Raw genomic sequence first — 17,511 nt, 5'->3', positions numbered from 1 at the left:
GCAGCGTTAGGTGCGATCAGATTGAAAAAGTGAACGGAACCCGCCCATGCTCGGCACCATCTTGATCATTGTTCTCATTCTTCTCTTGGTCGGCGCGATCCCGAGCTGGGGCCATAGCCGTAGCTGGGGTTACGGGCCCTCCGGCGGTCTCGGTCTCGTGCTCATCATCGTCCTCATTCTCGTCCTGATGGGACGAATCTAGCGCTGAAAAGGATCGAGCCATGAAGAATATCATCATCGCCTCACTACTGATCGCGCCCCTGGCGCTCAGCTCCTGCACCCGCACTGAGCGGAACGTGACGCTCGGCGCAGCGACGGGCGCTGTCGTTGGCGGCGTTGTCACCGGCAGAACTTCCGGCGTCGTGGCCGGCGCGCTTATCGGCGGCGTCACCATGGCCTTTGTCAGCAAGTCGAAGCGAAACGGCTGGTGCGTCTACAAGGACCGCCGCGGCCGTCTGCATGAAGCGCGTTGCCGCTAGCAGTTTCAGCCCTCCTCCCGGTAACTCGCGGCGCCTCGGGCGCCGCTTTTTTTGTGCCTGACCGGAAGGGGAACGAATCACTGACGAATCAGAACCGCAGCGGATTTCCTGATTTGTTCACCGCAACATATTGAGTTTTATTAATTTTTTAACCATACGGCGATTGGTACCATCCCCGAAATGCGACCGGCGCCGAGGCTGTTGCCCCGGCACCGGGTGAATTCAGATCAGCAAGCGTCGATATTACGCCAGATACTGACCGCCATTGGCTGACATCGTCGAGCCGGTGATGAAGCCGGCATCGTCGGAAGCCAGAAAGACGACGCAACGCGCGATTTCCTCGGGCTCGCCGAGGCGGCCGACAGGGATCTGCGGGATGATTCGCTCGTTCAGCACCTTCTCCGGCACGGCGCGCACCATCTCGGTGCCGATATAGCCCGGGCAGATCGCGTTGACGGTGATGCCCTTTGCAGCACCTTCCTGCGCCAAGGCCTTGGTGAAACCGATATCGCCGGCCTTGGCCGCCGAATAGTTCACCTGGCCCATCTGACCCTTCTGGCCGTTGATCGAGGAAATGCTGATGACGCGGCCGAAGGATCGGTCGCGCATGCCGCCCCAGACCTGATGGGTCATGTTGAAGAGGCCGGTCAGATTGGTGTTGATGACTGCGTTCCAGTCGGCCGGCGTCATCTTGTGGAACATGCCGTCACGGGTGATGCCAGCATTGTTGACCAGGACCTCGACCGGTCCGACATCGCCCTCGACCTTGGCGATGCCCTGCTGGCAGGCCTCGTAGCTCGAGACATCCCACTTGTAGGCGGGAATGCCGTGCTCTTTGGAGAAGGCCGCAGCCGCCTCCTCGTTGCCGGCATAATTCACTGCCACCTTGTAGCCGGCATTCTTCAGCGCGATCGCGATCGCCGCACCAATGCCGCGGGTCCCACCCGTCACAAGTGCCACTCTGCCCATGGTCGTTCCCTCCTCCACTTAATTTTCAGGCGCATTCAGACCAACGGAAATCCCCGTTACATCGCTTCAACGCACAGGGCGATGCCCATGCCGCCGCCGATGCAGAGCGTCGCGAGGCCCTTCTTGGCCGAGCGGCGCTTCATTTCGAACAGCAGCGTGTTGAGCACGCGGGCGCCGGATGCGCCGATCGGATGACCGATCGCGATCGCGCCGCCATTGACGTTGACGATTTCGGGGTTCCAGCCGAGATCCTTGTTGACCGCACAGGCCTGGGCCGCGAAGGCCTCGTTGGCTTCAACGAGGTCGAGATCGTTGATCGACCAGCCGGCCTTGGCAAGCGCCTTGCGCGAGGCCGGGATCGGGCCGGTGCCCATGATCTTGGGGTCGACGCCAGCGGTCGCCCAGGAAACGATGCGGGCGAGCGGCGTGATGCCGCGCTTGGACGCATTTTCCTCGGTCATCAAAAGCGTGGCAGCGGCGCCGTCATTAAGACCGGACGCGTTTGCCGCCGTGACCGTGCCCTCTTTGTCGAAGGCGGGACGCAGCTTGGCCATGGCGTCAAGCGTGGCGCCATAACGGATATACTCGTCGGCGTCGACGATCGTGTCGCCCTTGCGGCCCTTGACGGTGAAGGGGATGATTTCGTCCTTGAAGCGACCGGCCACCTGGGCGGCTTCGGCCTTGTTCTGCGATGCGACCGCGAACGTATCCTGCTCCTCGCGGGTCAACTGCCATTGGCGGGCGATATTCTCGGCGGTGTTGCCCATGTGATAGCCGTGGAAGGCGTCGGTGAGGCCATCCTTGATCATCGTGTCGACCATCTTGTAGTCGCCCATCTTCACGCCGGCACGGAGATGCGCGCAATGGGGCGCCATCGACATGGATTCCATGCCGCCGGCGATGATGATGTCGGCATCGCCATTGGCGATCTGCTGCATGCCGAGCGCCACGGCGCGCAGGCCCGAACCGCAGAGCTGATTGATGCCCATCGCAGTGGCCTCGATCGGAATGCCGGCCTTGATCGCGGCCTGGCGCGCCGGGTTCTGGCCTTCGCCGGCCTGCAGCACCTGGCCGAGGATCACCTCGTTGACTTCGGCGGCATCGACGCCCGCCCGGCTTAGCACGCCGTTGATCACGGCAATGCCGAGTTCATGCGCCGGCGTATTGGCAAAAGAACCGTTGAACGAGCCGACTGCGGTACGCCCGGCGCTGGCGATGACGATCGAGGGACTGGACATGGCATTTCCTCCGTTAGGAATTTTGGATGGACAGTGGCAAAGCGCTGGCACACTTGTCAATGCGAGTGAATGTTCACGCCTGATATCGGGGTGGGCGGCGGCACTGGCAAGAGCTCACGCAGTAATACGCTTGCGTCCGAGGTCGCCACGGCCTGGACGTGTTTTTTTCGCACTGCGAATTATTGCGCAAAAAAAATCGCACGAAATCGCCGCATCGCACAAAACGATTGTATTTTCGGGGGTTTTCCGCTTACACTTTCGTTGCGCCTAGGGAGAAAGGCGCAACCAGTTGCCGAACTGTGCGCTGTCAGGAGGAACTCAATGGCAAAAAACGACGGGCAGACGGTCATCAAGAAATACGCCAACCGGCGGCTCTACAATACCGGTACCAGCACCTATGTGACGCTTGACGACCTTGCCCAGATGGTGAAGCGCGGCGAGGACTTCACCGTGCAGGACGCCAAAAGCGGTGACGACATCACCCATTCGGTCCTGACCCAGATCATCTTCGAGCAGGAATCCAAGAACGGCAACACGCTTCTGCCGATCTCCTTCCTGCGCCAGCTGATCTCCTATTACGGCGATCAGATGCAGACCTTCGTGCCGAGCTATCTCGAGCAATCGATGCATGCTTTCGGCGAGCAGCAGAGCCAGATCCGCGAACATATGGCCAAGACACTTGGCGACACCCCGCTCACCAAGAACCTTCAGGTGCCGATGCAGCTGATGGAAGAACAGATCAAGCGCAACACCGAGATCTTCCGCCAGGCGATGGAAGTCTTCACGCCGTTTGGCGCGATCGCCGGGGCAAAGGCCGAGCCCAAGAAGACCGAGGCCAAGGACATCGAGGAACTGAAGGAACAGCTCCGCGCGCTCCAGACCAAGATCGAGAATATGTGAGATCGTCTGTCGGCAAGCATATCAAATGGCGATCCCTAGGGATCGCCATTTTCGTTCATGCCGTGCTTAGAGCCCGATCGCCACGTCTCGCGAAGCCGATTTGATCGACACGGTGAAGCCCGCGATCACGTCGACCAAGGTAATCAACATCAGGATGAAGAATATCTGGGTCGCCGCACCCTGCACCAGCAGGAATTCGACGAGGAAGACGACGAAGAGCGCCATCGAGAACAGATGATCGAGCAGCGCCACCGACGAGCGGCGCGTTGCCTTGAAGATCTCGAGGAACAGGATCACCAGGCTGATGACGATGAAGAGGTCGCCCAGCGACATGGTCCAGGTGGCGCCCGACATCATGTTGACGCTGGTCACCGTGGTCTTCAGGCCCTCGATGCCGCCTCCGCCGAAAGCTCCGAACATGGCGATGTTGTAGAGGATGAAGGGGATCAACAGCAGGGGGATGGCGGCCATCGGCAAAACTCCTCGAAATCGGGCTGTCAGAAGGTCTTAGTATAGTTTTCGTTCAGTACAAAGACGTCAAACCCGCCGACTTTCATCGCAAACAGCAAAAAAGGCCGGCATTTCTGCCGGCCCTTTGAAATCAAAGCGTCCGCCTGATGAAATCAGGTGCTTTCCTTCGGCGTCAGGACCTGGCGGCCGCGATACATGCCGGTCTTGAGGTCGACGTGGTGCGGACGGCGAAGTTCGCCGGAGTTCTTGTCCTCGACATAGGTCGGGGTCTTGAGACCATCAGCGGAACGGCGCATGCCACGGCGCGACGGGCTGGTTTTTCTTTTCGGAACTGCCATTTCGAAACTCCAATCTCTATCCCGTCAAAACCTCGCCATCGGCCCGCTAGGCCGGACGAGAAAGCGGGTCTTTCCGGAAAATTTGCCGGTCATATACAGAAGGACTCCCGGCTTGACCAGTCCCCGGTCAAAAAAATGTTGCAAATCTAGGCTACGCGGGAGTCGCGGCCTGAATCAAAGCTCGTCCTCGAGCACCACCCAGGTCTCCTTCGCCGCATCGGCCGCCCAGGCCTGCACGGCCGGATGGTTCTGCACGGCTTTCATATAGCCGAGCGTCGCAGGGTGATCCACCAGCAGATAGGAGTCGAAACGGGCGACGACGGGCGCGAAGAAGGCGTCGGCCGCCGAGAATTCGCCGAACAGGAACGGACCGCCGCTATCCTCGATGCTTTTGTGCCAGATCTGCTCGATGCGGGAAATGTTCGCCTTCACATCATCGCCGACGGCGAGCTTCTTCTTCGGATAGCGCAGGTTCATAGGCGCAGCGTTGCGCAATGGCCGGAAGCCGGTCGCCATTTCCGAGCAATAGGACCGCGCCAGCGCCCGCTGCCTGCGGTCAGCAGGCCAGATGCGCTTGTCGGGGAAGAGCTCGGCGACATATTCGACGATCGCCAGCGACTCCCCGATCCTGAGCCCGTCATGTTCGAGGATCGGCACCGTGCCAGCCGCCGAGATCGCCTTTATCGCCGGATTGCCGGCCGCAAAGTCGAACTGGATCAGCACCTCCTCGAAATCCACACCGGAAGCTTTCAGCGCCACCCAAGGGCGCATCGACCAGGACGAATAGTTCTTGTTTCCGACATAAAGCGTGAGGGCAGACATACGCAATCTCCGTTGAACCTATGGAAATTCTACGGTTCAGCCGCACTTTCTACCAATGAATAGAAGTGGCCTCAGTCATAAAGGCATTTGATGTATTCGCCCGAGGCATTGGCGCGGCGCTGGATGAGATTGGCAAGCCGGCTCATGCCGCGCGACGGTTTCGAGGCGACCCGGGTGATCGGATTGGGCAGTGAGACGGCGAGCAAAGCCGCCTGTTTCTTCGAGAGTTTCGCCGCCGAAGTCTTGAAGTGATATTGCGCCGCGGCCTCGATGCCATAGATACCCGGACCCCACTCGGCGATGTTGAGATAGATCTCCATCAGCCGCTTCTTGCTCCAGACCGCATCGGCGCCGATCGCCAGCGGCAGTTCCAGGCCCTTGCGGAGAAACGAGCGGCCATTCCACAGGAACAGGTTCTTGGCGGTCTGCATCGGAATGGTCGAAGCGCCGCGTGTCGCCTCACCGTCCAGCGCGTCCTCAACGACGCCTTGGAGCTGGCGGACATCGACGCCGAAATGACTGCAGAACTGCCCGTCCTCGGACATCATCACGGATTGCACGAGCGCAGGCGAGATAGCCTCGAACTCCACCCAGCGCCGGTCATAACCCTTGAAGGTCGCGAGATCCCAGAGCATCAAGGTCGAGACGGGCCGGACGAAATCGACGGCATAGACGAGGATCAGGAAATAGGGCGCTAGGGCGACGATCACCGCCCATTTGAGGAGCCGTTTTATCCAGCGGCGCATGGGGCTCTCACCGGCGGCAGTGCCGGCCGGGATATCCAGCAGCGTCGTGTCGGGGGCAATGTCCAATCAAAGCCTCGGCTTGTCCCATCATCTCTCGAAGGTCTCATAGACTGGCGGACGCATCAAGGCCAGCACTTTGACCTCTTGATATTAACGCGGCCGTGGATCGTCCAGTTTCAAGTCCTGTTGCAAGGCCGATTGGGCCATGCCAAAGAGCAGCCCATGCGTGACAGAGAATTTCTCGAAAAGCTAGAAGGCCACGCCGCCGCCGTGCAGGCGCTGCTGGGCGAACTGCTGTCGGACGCGGCACGTCCCGCCGAGACGGCGCGGCCCGAACGGCTGCTCGCTGCCATGCGCCACGGCGTTCTCAACGGCGGCAAGCGCATGCGCCCGGCGCTGGTGGTCGAAAGTGCCGCGCTCTTCGGCGCCGACACCGACGCGGCGTTGCGCGTGGCGGCGGCGCTCGAATGCGTGCACTGCTATTCGCTGATCCATGACGACCTGCCGGCCATGGACAATGACGACGTCAGGCGCGGCCAGCCGACCGTGCACAGGAAGTTCGACGAAGCGACGGCAATCCTTGCCGGCGACAGCCTGCTGACCTATGCCTTCGACATTCTGGCCGCTCCCGAGACCCAGCTGCCCGACGCCACCAAGGTCGCGCTGATATTGGCGCTTGCCCGCGCCTCCGGCATCGGCGGCATGGCAGGCGGCCAGGCGCTCGACCTCGAGGCCGAGACGCGCGAACTCGCGGAAGGCGAAATCACCCGCCTGCAGGCGATGAAGACCGGGGCGCTGATCCGCTTTGCCTGCGAGGCGGGCGCGCTGGCAGCCAATGCGGTCGAGGAAGATCGCCGCCGGATGATCCGGTTCGGCGAGATCGTCGGCCTGGCCTTCCAGCTGCGCGACGATCTGCTCGATCTGACCGCCGACAGCGCCACACTCGGCAAGGCCGCCGGCAAGGATGCAGCGCGCGGAAAGAAGACGCTGCCGTCGATCCACGGCGTCCAGTGGACGCAGCACCGGCTTGCCGGCCTGATCGAGGAAGCAAATGCCCTTCTCTCGCCCTATGGCGAGAAGGCGGAAATGTTGATGGCGTTGGCCGACTATGTCGCGACGAGGAAGAACTGATGAGCAAGTTTTGGTCGCCTGTTGTTGCAAACCTGCATCCTTACGTCGCCGGCGAGCAGCCGAAGATCGACAACCTCACGAAACTCAACACCAATGAGAATCCCTACGGCCCGTCGCCCAAGGCGCTGGCCGCGATAGCGGCCGAGGCCAGCGACCGGCTAAGACTCTATCCCGATCCTGCCTCAACGAAACTGCGTAGCGCGATCGCCAAACGCTATGGCGTGGCGATCGACGAGGTCTTCGTCGGCAATGGCTCGGACGAAGTGCTGGCGCATGTCTTCCAGGCACTGCTCAAGCACGACAAGCCGCTGCTTTATCCCGACATCACCTACAGTTTCTATCCAGTCTATTGCCTGCTCTATGGCATCGAGGCAGTCGCGCTCCCGCTCGACGAGGCCTTCCGCGTTCGGATCTCCGACTACGACCGCCCGTGCGGGGCGATCATCCTGCCGAACCCGAATGCGCCGACGGGCATCGGCCTGCCCATGGCGGATATCGAGGCCCTGGTCGCCGCCCATCCCGACCAGCCTGTCGTCATCGACGAAGCCTATATAGATTTCGGCGGCGAGACGGCGATCCCGATGATCCGCAAGTACCCGAACTTGCTGGTGATCCACACGTTGTCCAAGTCGCGTTCTCTTGCCGGCCTGCGCGTCGGCTATGCGATCGGCCAGCGCCCTCTGATCGACGCCCTCGAGCGGGTGAAGGACAGCTTCAATTCCTATCCGCTCGACCGCCTCGCCGAAGCCGGCGCGACAGCGGCGGTGGAAGACGAGGAATGGTTCGAGACGACCCGCCAGCACGTCATCGCCTCGCGCGAACGGGTCTCAGGCGGCCTGCGCCAGCGTGGCTTTGAAGTTCTGCCCTCGCAATCGAATTTCGTTTTCGCGCGCCATCCAGGGCATGCGGGTGCCGATCTCGCCAAGGCGCTGCGCGACCGCGCCATCCTCGTGCGCCACTTCGCCAAGCCGCGGATTTCGGACTTCCTCAGGATTTCGATCGGCACGGAAGAGGAATGCGACCGCTTGATCGAGGCGGTCGACGAGATCATTCCACCGTTGTGAAAAGCGACAGATGCCCCCACCCTGACCCTCTCCCCGCTCGCGGGGAGAGGGGACGCCAGAGGCACCGGCGGTGCCGCATGTCCCTTCTCCCCGTCAGAACGGGGAGAAGGTGGCGGCAGCCGGATGAGGGCATACTTCAAATGCAGTCTATTGATGGGATCGCCTCAAGGCCTGATCACACAAACCCCGGCCTGCATCTTACAAGCGCTGTCAGCTTTCATGGCACCCACATCGATGATCTTCAGCTTCGGCCCCGTCGTGACGCTGATCGACGTCGCATCCGAGCTGGAATAGCCATAAGACCACTGCCCGACACCGTTGCGCACGCCGATCACGACATCGCCGGAATAGGTGTTGCCCTGGTCGTGGTGGCGATGGCGGTTCTTTCGATCGACCTTCACGACGACGACATTGCGATTGACGACGCGGACGACGTTGCGGTGATGGCGATGGCCGCTGCGATCGACCATCTTGAACTTGTGATGCTTTATGATGCGGTGCCGTTCGTTGCGGTTGCCCGCCTCGCTCTGGGCGAGCGGCGCGATCGAAAATGCGACAAGCAGGGCGAGGGCCGAGCCGGTGAACTTCAACATGTCCGTTCTCCCTTCGAGTGCCGCCGACGACGCGAGCGGCGAATATTAACGAAAGGTTAATGAAAAGACGTGCAAAGTCAACGTGTTGCAAAATGGGACAGACCCCGCGGACGCCGGTTTCCAGCACAGCTAGCTTGGCCGGTCAGCATTTTCTGCTAAGTCCCGGAATAAAAATCGATTTGAATTTCGGCTGGTACTTTGTGAGGGCTTGTCGCGGCGCAATCCGGCGATTAAACACCGTTTTGACGCAATGCACATAAGAACCCCTCTCATTGCGCCGGCGCCGTTTCATGCGGCGGTCCTGCTTGCCCTCTCGGAGGCTTTTCTACATGGCGAACGCGGCTAAGAACCGGCCCCTCTCTCCCCACCTGCAGATCTATCGTCCCATTCCGACAATGATGAGCTCGATCATCCACCGGATCACCGGCATGGCGCTCTATTTTGGCACGATATTGGTGGCGTGGTGGCTGATAGCAGCGGCGTCGGGACCGGAATATTTCGCAACCGCGAACTGGGTCTTCGGCTCCTGGATCGGCCGCCTCGTTCTGTTCGGCTTCACCTGGGCGCTGGTGCAGCACATGCTCGGCGGCCTGAGGCATTTCGTGTGGGACCTCGGCTATGGTTTCGACAAGCACCTGACCACCCGTGTCGCCAAAATCACATTCGTCGCCGCCCCCGTCATCACGATCCTGCTCTGGATCGCCGGCTATATGGCCCGCTGAGGAGAATGACCATGGATATGCGTACGCCCCTCGGCAAGGTTCGCGGCCTCGGTTCAGCCAAGGAGGGCACCGATCACTTCTGGCGCCAGCGGCTGACGGCGGTCGCGAATGTGCCGCTGATGCTGTTCTTCATCGGCTTCATCATCAAATACAATGGCGCGCCCTATGAAGAGGTTGTCGCCGCCCTTGGCAATCCCGTCGTCGCCGTGGTGATGGGCCTGGTGGTGATTTCGGCGCTGATCCATATGCGGCTCGGCATGCAGGTCGTCATCGAGGACTACATCCACAATGAATTCCAGAAGGTCGTGCTTCTGATGCTCAATACGTTTTTCACCATTGTCGTCGGCGCGCTCTGTCTTTTCGCCGTGCTGAAGACCGGTTTTGCAGGATAATTGACCATGGCATCTCCCTCTTCACCGGCAGCCAGCGGCAAGGCCTACGAATATGTCGACCATGCCTATGACGTCGTGGTCGTCGGCGCCGGCGGCGCGGGCCTCCGCGCCACGCTCGGCATGGCCGAACAGGGCTTCAAGACCGCCTGCATCACCAAGGTGTTTCCGACCCGCTCGCACACCGTCGCCGCCCAGGGCGGCATCGCAGCCTCGCTGCAGAACATGACGCCCGATTCTTGGCAGTGGCACATGTACGACACCGTCAAGGGCTCGGACTGGCTCGGCGATGTCGACGCCATGCAATATCTCGCCATGGAAGCGCCGAAGGCGGTCTATGAGCTCGAACATTACGGCGTGCCCTTCTCGCGCACCGAGGACGGCCGCATCTACCAGCGCCCCTTCGGCGGCCATATGCAGAATTACGGCGAAGGCCCGCCGGTGCAGCGCACCTGCGCCGCGGCCGACCGCACCGGCCACGCCATCCTGCACACGCTCTACGGCCAGTCGCTCAGGAACAACGCCGAGTTCTTCGTCGAATATTTCGCGCTCGACCTGATCATGGCGCCCGATGGACGCTGCACCGGCGTCGTCGCGTGGAACCTCGATGACGGCACGATCCATCGTTTCACCGCCAAGATGGTGGTGCTGGCGACCGGCGGTTACGGCCGCGCCTACTTCTCCGCCACCTCGGCCCATACCTGTACCGGCGACGGCAACGGTATGATCGCCCGCGCCGGCCTGCCGCTCCAGGACATGGAGTTCGTCCAGTTCCACCCGACCGGCATCTATGGCGCCGGCTGTCTGATCACAGAGGGCGCGCGCGGCGAAGGCGGCTACCTCGTCAATTCCGAGGGCGAGCGCTTCATGGAGCGCTACGCGCCCAACGCCAAGGACCTCGCTTCGCGCGATGTCGTCTCGCGCTGCATGACCCTGGAGATCCGCGAAGGCCGCGGCGTCGGCAAGGCCAAGGATCACATCTACCTGCATCTCGACCATCTCGATCCGGCCGTGCTGCATGAGCGCCTGCCGGGCATTTCCGAGAGCGCCAAGATTTTTGCCGGCGTCGACGTGACCCGCGAACCGATCCCGGTCCTGCCGACCGTGCATTACAACATGGGCGGCATCCCGACAAATTACTGGGGTGAAGTGCTCAATGCCGATGGTGCCAATCCGGAGCGCATCGCGCCGGGCCTGATGGCGGTCGGCGAAGCCGGCTGCGCCTCCGTCCATGGCGCGAACCGCTTGGGCTCCAACTCGCTGATCGACCTGGTGGTCTTCGGCCGCGCCGCCGCGATCCGCGCCGGCGAAGTCATCGACCGAGTCGCGCCGATCCCGGCGCTCGACAAGGCGGCCTGCGACGGGATCATGGATCGCTTCGACCGCCTGCGTCACGCCAGCGGCTCGACGCCGACCTCCGTGCTGCGTGAAAAGATGCAGCGCGCCATGCAGGAAGACGCCGCCGTGTTCCGCACCCAGGTTTCGCTCGAAAGCGGCTGCAAGCGGATCTCGGAAATCTGGGGCGAGTTGAAGGACATCAAGGTCACCGACCGTTCGATGATCTGGAACTCCGACCTCGTCGAGACCTTGGAACTCGAAAACCTGATGGCCTGCGCCATCACCACGGTCCACGGCGCCGAGGCCCGCAAGGAAAGCCGCGGTAGCCACGCCCGCGAGGACTATACCGAAGGCAAGTTCGCCGGCCGCGACGACGAGAACTGGCGTAAGCATACGCTCGCCTGGGTCGACGCGTCAGGCAATGTCAAACTCGACTATCGCCCTGTTCATACCGAGCTGATCGCAGAGGGCATGGATCCACACAAGATCGAGCCCAAGGCGCGGGTGTATTGAGGAACTGAGATGGTTGAGCTTACTCTCCCCAAGAATTCCAAGATGACCGAGGGCAAGGTCTGGCCGAAGCCGGACGGCGCCAAGAATGTGCGGGAATACCGCATCTATCGCTGGTCGCCGGACGACGGCAACAACCCGTCGATCGACACCTATTATGTCGATGTCGACGATTGCGGCCCGATGGTGCTCGACGCGCTGATCTACATCAAGAACAAGATCGACCCGACGCTGACCTTCCGCCGCTCCTGTCGCGAGGGGATCTGCGGTTCTTGCGCGATGAATATCGACGGCACCAACACGCTTGCCTGCACCAAGGGTACGGACGAGGTGAAGGGCACGGTGAAAATCTATCCGCTGCCGCATATGCCCGTGGTCAAGGACCTCATTCCCGACCTCAACAATTTCTACGCCCAACACCGCTCGATCGAGCCCTGGCTCAAGACGGTCTCGCCAACCCCGGCCAAGGAGTGGCGCCAGAGCCACGAGGATCGCCAGAAGCTCGACGGCCTCTACGAGTGCATCCTTTGCGCCTGCTGCTCGACCTCCTGTCCGAGCTATTGGTGGAACGGCGACCGCTATCTCGGTCCCGCCGTGCTGCTGCAGGCCTATCGCTGGCTGATCGACTCGCGTGACGAAGCCAAGGGCGAGCGCCTCGACGATCTCGAGGATCCGTTCCGGCTCTATCGCTGCCACACCATCATGAACTGCGCCCAGGCTTGCCCCAAGGGGCTGAACCCGGCCAAGGCAATCGCAGAGATCAAGAAGATGATGGTCGAGCGCCGGGTCTGATCGATGCTCGAAGGATTTTCGCCAGACGCCGTCAGCGAAGTCCGAAGACGCCTGGATATGGTGCGGAGTTCGGGCGTCCGCATCCTCTTCGCTATTGAAAGCGGCAGCCGCGCCTGGGGCTTTCCTTCGCCCGACAGCGATTATGACTGCCGCTTCATCTATGTCAGACCGATCGAAGACCATCTGAAACTCGCGGCCGAGCGCGACGTCATCGAATTCCCGATCGAGGGCGAGATCGATACCGGGGGCTGGGATCTACGCAAGGCGCTGCTGCTGGCACTGAAGGGCAATGCGGTCATCGGTGAATGGGTGCATTCGCCGCATGTCTATGAGGAGATGACCGGCTTCCGCGAGCGTCTGGCAAAAGTGCTCGATACGATCGTCGATCCGAAAATGGTGGCTCGCCACTATTTCGGCCTGCTCAAGCGCCACGAACAGACCTTCTCCGGTGAAGACATAAGACTCAAGAAGCTGTTTTATGCCCTCCGCCCTGCTTTCTCGCTGCAGTATATGGCGGAGCGCGGGTTCGAGACGCTGCCACCGATGAATCTGCAGCAGATTCTCAAGAATATTCAATTGCCTGCGGAGCTTTCCGAGCGCGTGGCGGTTATGGTCGAAGAAAAGGCCGCGACGCGGGAGATGGGGCTCGGCAAACCGCCGGAAAGAATCGTCCAGTTCCTGATCGAAGCGAAGGAGCGCTATGGCAGGCTGGTCGAGAGCCTCGACGCTACAGAACAGGACATTTATCGGGAACATCATGCCGTCGCAGAACGCTTCTACATCGATGAAGTCCGTGCAAATGACGGCGTGGCACGGTGATGGCGTAAGTGTTACGACTTGATTAACCATATCGGCTTACGCTAAATCCGCCGCAATTTCCTGTTTTCGGGGAAGTTTGAAGGCTAGAAGGAGTAGATGGATGCAGGGTTCGAAAGTGATCGCGGTCGTGGCGGCCGGCTTGCTGCTTGCAAGCTGTGGCACGGACCGGATGGACACGGTCGATACCACGATGCGCCCGGAGCCGCTCGAGGCGCAGCCGGTGCAGACCGTCGAGACCGGCCAACTCCCGGATCCAACGACTGACACGTCGCAATTCCCGACCAAGCCCGAAAACGAAGTGGCGTTAAACCAGCAGGCCACCGACCAGATGGCCGCTGCAGCGCTTGACGTGAAGAAGGAAAGCATGGTCGGCAGCTGGAAGGTCAGCGCCAATGGTGCGAACTGCCAGATGTTCCTGACGCTCACCAATCTCGGCTCCGGCTCACGTGGCGGCACGCGCGGCTGCGGCAATGAGCTCGCACTGATGAATTCCTGGGAAGTCGCCGGCAAGCAAGTCACGGTCAAGGACCGCAATGGCAACTTGATCGCCACCTTCTTCAAGACCGCCGAAAACCAGTTCAGCGGCAAGAGCTCCACCGGCACGCCGATCAGCCTGTCCCGATAAACCAGGTCTTCCCCAGGTCGTCCACTGAATGCAGCCGCCGCCCGACTATTCCAAGAGCGTCGTCGAGCGGCTTGAATCCCTTGTGGCGGACGGCCAGATCGAGCGCGATCCGCAGCAGTTGATGATCGCCAAGCGGCTTGACGGTGTATTGAACGCGATCAAATCGCGGACGCCCGCGAAGAAATCCTCCGCCCTGGGCTGGCTTTTTGCCGCCAAGCGCCATACCGAAAACCCGGTGCACGGGCTCTACATCCACGGCAGCGTCGGCCGTGGCAAAACCATGCTGATGGATATGATGTTCGAGCTCGCGCCGATCGAGCGCAAGCGCCGGGCGCATTTCCATGAATTCATGGCCGACGTCCACTCCCGTATCCACGCCCATCGCCAGAAGCTCAAGAATGGCGAGACGCGGCAGGCCGATCCCGTGCCACCAGTGGCTGCTGCGCTCCATGATGAAGCGGTTCTGCTCTGCTTCGATGAGTTCACAGTCACCGACATTGCCGATGCGATGATCCTGTCGCGGCTGTTCACCGAGCTTTTCCAGCGCGGTTCCGTGCTGATTGCCACCTCGAATGTCGAGCCGGACAATCTCTATCGCGACGGCTTGAACCGCCAACTGTTCCTGCCCTTTGTGGAACTGCTCAAGCAATATGCCGACGTAGTTTCGCTGGATTCGCCGACGGATTACCGGCTTGAAAAGACCAAGAGCCTTCCGATCTGGCTGACTCCGCTCGGTCCTGAGACCGATGAAAAGATCGAAGCCGCCTGGCATAAACTGACAGACGGCGTCACCCCGCGCGCCGAAAGCATCGAGATGAAGGGGCGCGAAGTGCCGGTGCCGGCCGCTGCCCTCGGTGCAGCCCGCTTCTCGTTTCGGGATCTCTGCGAAAAGCCGCTCGGCGCCTCGGACTATATCGCGATCGCAGAGCGCTATCCCACCGTGTTCATCGAGCATATCCCCGTGCTCACGCCGCAGCAGGGCAACGAGACCAAGCGCTTCATCAATCTGGTCGACACGCTTTACGACAACAAGGTACGCCTCGTGGCTTCCGCCGAGGCGATGCCTGAGCAACTCCTGCCGATCCGCAGGGGAAATACCGGCTTCGAGTTTGACCGCACCGTGTCGCGGCTCTTCGAGATGCGTAGCCGGGATTATGTCGAATCTCACCGCGCATCAGGCGGGAATTCCTTGTCAGATCGATGACACCGATTGACGTTTACGTAAGATAATTATTATCTAACCGATTGAATTTGCTCACCCGAAAATAATGCGTTGACATTTTTGCTATTGGGTTTAAGCCGATTGCCCAAAGGCGACAGCTTCTTGTCAGCCGCCGCCTCGTTTGTCTCATCTGAACAAGGACATATTCCATGGCGCGTAAGAAGATCGCTCTCATCGGTTCCGGGATGATCGGCGGCACGCTGGCACATCTCGCCGGCATGAAAGAACTCGGTGACGTCGTTCTGTTCGACATTGCCGATGGCATTCCGCAGGGCAAGGGCCTCGACATCGCGGAATCCTCCCCGGTCGACGGTTTCGACGCGAACTATACCGGCGCGAGCGACTACTCGGCAATCGAAGGCGCCGACGTCTGCATCGTCACCGCCGGCGTGCCGCGCAAGCCGGGCATGAGCCGCGACGATCTTCTCGGCATCAACCTCAAGGTCATGGAACAGGTCGGCGCCGGCATCAAGAAATATGCGCCCAACGCCTTCGTCATCTGCATCACCAACCCGCTCGACGCCATGGTCTGGGCGCTGCAGAAGTTCTCCGGCATGCCGAAGAACATGGTGGTCGGCATGGCCGGCGTGCTCGATAGCGCCCGCTTCCGCTACTTCCTGGCCCAGGAATTCAACGTTTCCGTCGAAGACGTCACCGGCTTCGTGCTTGGCGGCCATGGCGACACGATGGTCCCGCTCGCCCGCTACTCGACCGTCGGCGGCATCCCGCTTCCCGATCTCGTCAAGATGGGATGGTGCACCAAGGAACGTCTCGAAGAAATCATCCAGCGCACCCGTGACGGCGGCGCCGAGATCGTCGGCCTGCTCAAGACCGGCTCGGCCTATTACGCTCCGGCCGCATCAGCAATCCTGATGGCCGAATCCTTCCTCAAGGACAAGAAGCGCGTGCTGCCCGCCGCTGCCCACCTCACCGGTCAGTATGGCGTCAAGGACATGTATGTCGGTGTTCCCACGATCATCGGAGCCGGCGGCATCGAGCGCATCATCGAGGTGGACCTCAACAGCGCCGAGAAGGCAGCTTTCGACAAGTCGGTCGCTTCCGTTGCCGGCCTTTGCGAGGCCTGCATCACCATCGCCCCAGCGCTCAAGTAATCGCCCTCAAGTAATTCCCCTCAAGGACGTCCCTCATGAACATTCATGAATACCAGGGCAAGGCATTGCTCAAGAGCTATGGCGCGCCGGTTGCCGATGGCGTGGCGATCTTCTCCGCCGACGAGGCCGCCGCAGCGGCTGCGAAGCTGCCCGGCCCGCTTTATGTGGTGAAGAGCCAGATCCATGCCGGCGGCCGCGGCAAAGGCAAATTCAAGGAACTCGGCCCCGACGCCAAGGGCGGCGTGCGCCTTGCCAAGTCGATCGACGAAGTCGTCGCCAACGTCAAGGAAATGCTCGGCAACACGCTGGTCACCAAGCAGACCGGTCCTGCCGGCAAGCAGGTCAACCGCCTCTATATCGAGGACGGCGCCGATATCGACCGCGAACTCTATCTTTCGATCCTCGTCGACCGCGCGGTCGGCAAGGTCGCCTTCGTGGTGTCCACGGAAGGCGGCATGGACATCGAGGCCGTCGCCCATGATACGCCGGAAAAGATCGTCAATGTCGACATCGAACCGGGCAAGGGCGTCACTGCTGAGAACCTCAAGGAACTCACCGGCGCGTTGAAGCTCGAAGGCGAAGCCAAGGCAGATGCCGAGAAGCTGTTTCCGATCCTCTACAAGGCCTTTGTCGAGACGGATATGAGCCTGCTCGAGGTCAACCCGCTGATCGTGATGAAGAATGGCCGCATGCGCGTCCTCGACGCCAAGGTGTCCTTCGACAACAACGCCTCCTTCCGTCATCCGGAGCTTCAGGAGCTGCGTGACCTCTCCGAAGAAGACGACAAGGAAATCGAGGCATCCAAGTACGACCTCGCCTATGTCGCGCTCGACGGCAATATCGGCTGCATGGTCAATGGCGCAGGCCTTGCCATGGCAACCATGGACATCATCAAGCTCTACGGTGCTGAGCCGGCGAACTTTCTCGACGTCGGCGGCGGCGCCTCCAAGGAAAAGGTCACGGCCGCCTTCAAGATCATCACCGCCGATCCGGCCGTGAAGGGCATCCTGGTCAACATCTTCGGCGGCATCATGAAATGCGATGTCATCGCCGAGGGCGTGATCGCCGCGGTCAAGGAAGTAGGCCTCAAGGTTCCGCTCGTCGTCCGCCTCGAAGGCACCAATGTCGAACTGGGCAAGAAGATCATCAACGAGAGCGGCCTGAATGTGATTTCGGCCGACGACCTCGACGATGCCGCCCAGAAGATCGTCAAGGCAGTGAAGGGCTGAAC

Annotated in this window: 21 protein-coding genes; 14 read left to right on the top strand and 7 right to left on the bottom strand. The window is 61.0% G+C overall.

Features of this window, described 5'->3' with window-relative positions; genetic code table 11:
• The first annotated feature begins 46 nt into the window (after positions 1–46).
• Positions 47–202, top strand: coding sequence for a DUF3309 family protein (locus AC2YI2_RS15985; RefSeq protein WP_487387476.1), 156 nt, complete (start codon positions 47–49; stop codon positions 200–202).
• A gap of 19 nt (positions 203–221) precedes the next feature.
• Complete coding sequence (locus AC2YI2_RS15980) at positions 222–479, top strand: YMGG-like glycine zipper-containing protein (RefSeq protein ID WP_487387475.1); 258 nt, start codon at positions 222–224, stop codon at positions 477–479.
• 243 nt (positions 480–722) lie between these two features.
• On the opposite strand, the gene phbB is transcribed toward AC2YI2_RS15980, so the two are convergent.
• A complete protein-coding gene (phbB, locus tag AC2YI2_RS15975) occupies positions 723–1,448 on the bottom strand; it encodes an acetoacetyl-CoA reductase (RefSeq protein ID WP_487387474.1) in 726 nt (241 codons plus the stop codon).
• 56 nt (positions 1,449–1,504) lie between these two features.
• The gene (locus AC2YI2_RS15970; RefSeq protein WP_487387473.1) at positions 1,505–2,686 is read right to left on the bottom strand and encodes an acetyl-CoA C-acetyltransferase; all 1,182 of its coding nucleotides are present in this window, start codon (positions 2,684–2,686) and stop codon (positions 1,505–1,507) included.
• A gap of 321 nt (positions 2,687–3,007) precedes the next feature.
• On the opposite strand from AC2YI2_RS15970, the gene phaR reads away from it, so the two are divergent.
• Entirely contained in the window at positions 3,008–3,586 is a 579-nt protein-coding gene (gene phaR / locus AC2YI2_RS15965) for a polyhydroxyalkanoate synthesis repressor PhaR (protein WP_487387472.1), read from the top strand.
• A gap of 66 nt (positions 3,587–3,652) precedes the next feature.
• Here the strand turns inward: phaR and AC2YI2_RS15960 are convergent, their stop codons facing one another.
• The 4 genes from AC2YI2_RS15960 to mtgA all read right to left on the bottom strand — a co-directional run bounded on the left by AC2YI2_RS15960 (position 3,653) and on the right by mtgA (position 6,029).
• Entirely contained in the window at positions 3,653–4,057 is a 405-nt protein-coding gene (locus AC2YI2_RS15960; RefSeq protein ID WP_487387471.1) for a hypothetical protein, read from the bottom strand.
• Positions 4,058–4,209: 152 nt separating this feature from the next.
• Positions 4,210–4,395, bottom strand: coding sequence for a 50S ribosomal protein L32 (gene rpmF, locus AC2YI2_RS15955; protein WP_487387470.1), 186 nt, complete (start codon positions 4,393–4,395; stop codon positions 4,210–4,212).
• A 174-nt stretch (positions 4,396–4,569) separates the two neighbouring features.
• Positions 4,570–5,217, bottom strand: coding sequence for a glutathione S-transferase family protein (locus tag AC2YI2_RS15950; RefSeq protein WP_487387469.1), 648 nt, complete (start codon positions 5,215–5,217; stop codon positions 4,570–4,572).
• 71 nt (positions 5,218–5,288) lie between these two features.
• Entirely contained in the window at positions 5,289–6,029 is a 741-nt protein-coding gene (gene mtgA / locus AC2YI2_RS15945) for a monofunctional biosynthetic peptidoglycan transglycosylase (protein ID WP_487387468.1), read from the bottom strand.
• Between the two features lie 156 nt (positions 6,030–6,185).
• Here mtgA and AC2YI2_RS15940 point away from each other — a divergent pair, with 156 nt between their 5' ends.
• Entirely contained in the window at positions 6,186–7,094 is a 909-nt protein-coding gene (locus AC2YI2_RS15940) for a polyprenyl synthetase family protein (RefSeq protein ID WP_487387467.1), read from the top strand.
• A complete protein-coding gene (hisC, locus tag AC2YI2_RS15935; protein ID WP_487387466.1) occupies positions 7,094–8,158 on the top strand; it encodes a histidinol-phosphate transaminase in 1,065 nt (354 codons plus the stop codon). Before AC2YI2_RS15940 ends, hisC begins: the two co-directional genes overlap by 1 nt.
• A 164-nt stretch (positions 8,159–8,322) precedes the next feature.
• Here the strand turns inward: hisC and AC2YI2_RS15930 are convergent, their stop codons facing one another.
• On the bottom strand, positions 8,323–8,751 hold the full coding sequence (locus AC2YI2_RS15930) for a hypothetical protein (protein WP_487387465.1): 429 nt from the start codon (positions 8,749–8,751) through the stop codon (positions 8,323–8,325).
• Between the two features lie 329 nt (positions 8,752–9,080).
• Here AC2YI2_RS15930 and sdhC point away from each other — a divergent pair, with 329 nt between their 5' ends.
• From sdhC to sucC, 9 genes are all read left to right on the top strand, one after another.
• Complete coding sequence (gene sdhC / locus AC2YI2_RS15925; protein ID WP_487387464.1) at positions 9,081–9,473, top strand: succinate dehydrogenase, cytochrome b556 subunit; 393 nt, start codon at positions 9,081–9,083, stop codon at positions 9,471–9,473.
• Between the two features lie 11 nt (positions 9,474–9,484).
• On the top strand, positions 9,485–9,865 hold the full coding sequence (sdhD, locus tag AC2YI2_RS15920) for a succinate dehydrogenase, hydrophobic membrane anchor protein (RefSeq protein ID WP_487387463.1): 381 nt from the start codon (positions 9,485–9,487) through the stop codon (positions 9,863–9,865).
• 6 nt (positions 9,866–9,871) lie between these two features.
• Entirely contained in the window at positions 9,872–11,713 is a 1,842-nt protein-coding gene (sdhA, locus tag AC2YI2_RS15915) for a succinate dehydrogenase flavoprotein subunit (protein WP_487387462.1), read from the top strand.
• Between the two features lie 9 nt (positions 11,714–11,722).
• Positions 11,723–12,502 carry a succinate dehydrogenase iron-sulfur subunit gene (locus AC2YI2_RS15910; RefSeq protein ID WP_487387461.1) on the top strand — a complete coding sequence of 260 codons (780 nt, stop codon included), beginning with the start codon at positions 11,723–11,725 and terminating at the stop codon, positions 12,500–12,502.
• A 57-nt stretch (positions 12,503–12,559) separates the two neighbouring features.
• Entirely contained in the window at positions 12,560–13,321 is a 762-nt protein-coding gene (locus AC2YI2_RS15905; RefSeq protein WP_487387460.1) for a nucleotidyltransferase domain-containing protein, read from the top strand.
• A gap of 100 nt (positions 13,322–13,421) precedes the next feature.
• Entirely contained in the window at positions 13,422–13,946 is a 525-nt protein-coding gene (locus AC2YI2_RS15900; RefSeq protein ID WP_487387459.1) for a protease inhibitor Inh/omp19 family protein, read from the top strand.
• A 28-nt stretch (positions 13,947–13,974) separates the two neighbouring features.
• On the top strand, positions 13,975–15,150 hold the full coding sequence (gene zapE / locus AC2YI2_RS15895; RefSeq protein WP_487387458.1) for a cell division protein ZapE: 1,176 nt from the start codon (positions 13,975–13,977) through the stop codon (positions 15,148–15,150).
• A 167-nt stretch (positions 15,151–15,317) separates the two neighbouring features.
• Complete coding sequence (gene mdh / locus AC2YI2_RS15890; RefSeq protein ID WP_487387457.1) at positions 15,318–16,280, top strand: malate dehydrogenase; 963 nt, start codon at positions 15,318–15,320, stop codon at positions 16,278–16,280.
• Between the two features lie 35 nt (positions 16,281–16,315).
• A complete protein-coding gene (sucC, locus tag AC2YI2_RS15885; RefSeq protein ID WP_487387456.1) occupies positions 16,316–17,509 on the top strand; it encodes an ADP-forming succinate--CoA ligase subunit beta in 1,194 nt (397 codons plus the stop codon).
• The last annotated feature ends 2 nt before the right edge of the window (positions 17,510–17,511 follow it).

This window comes from Rhizobium sp. SRI_017 (assembly GCF_057586295.1).
This window is presented reverse-complemented; position numbering and strand designations above follow the sequence as displayed.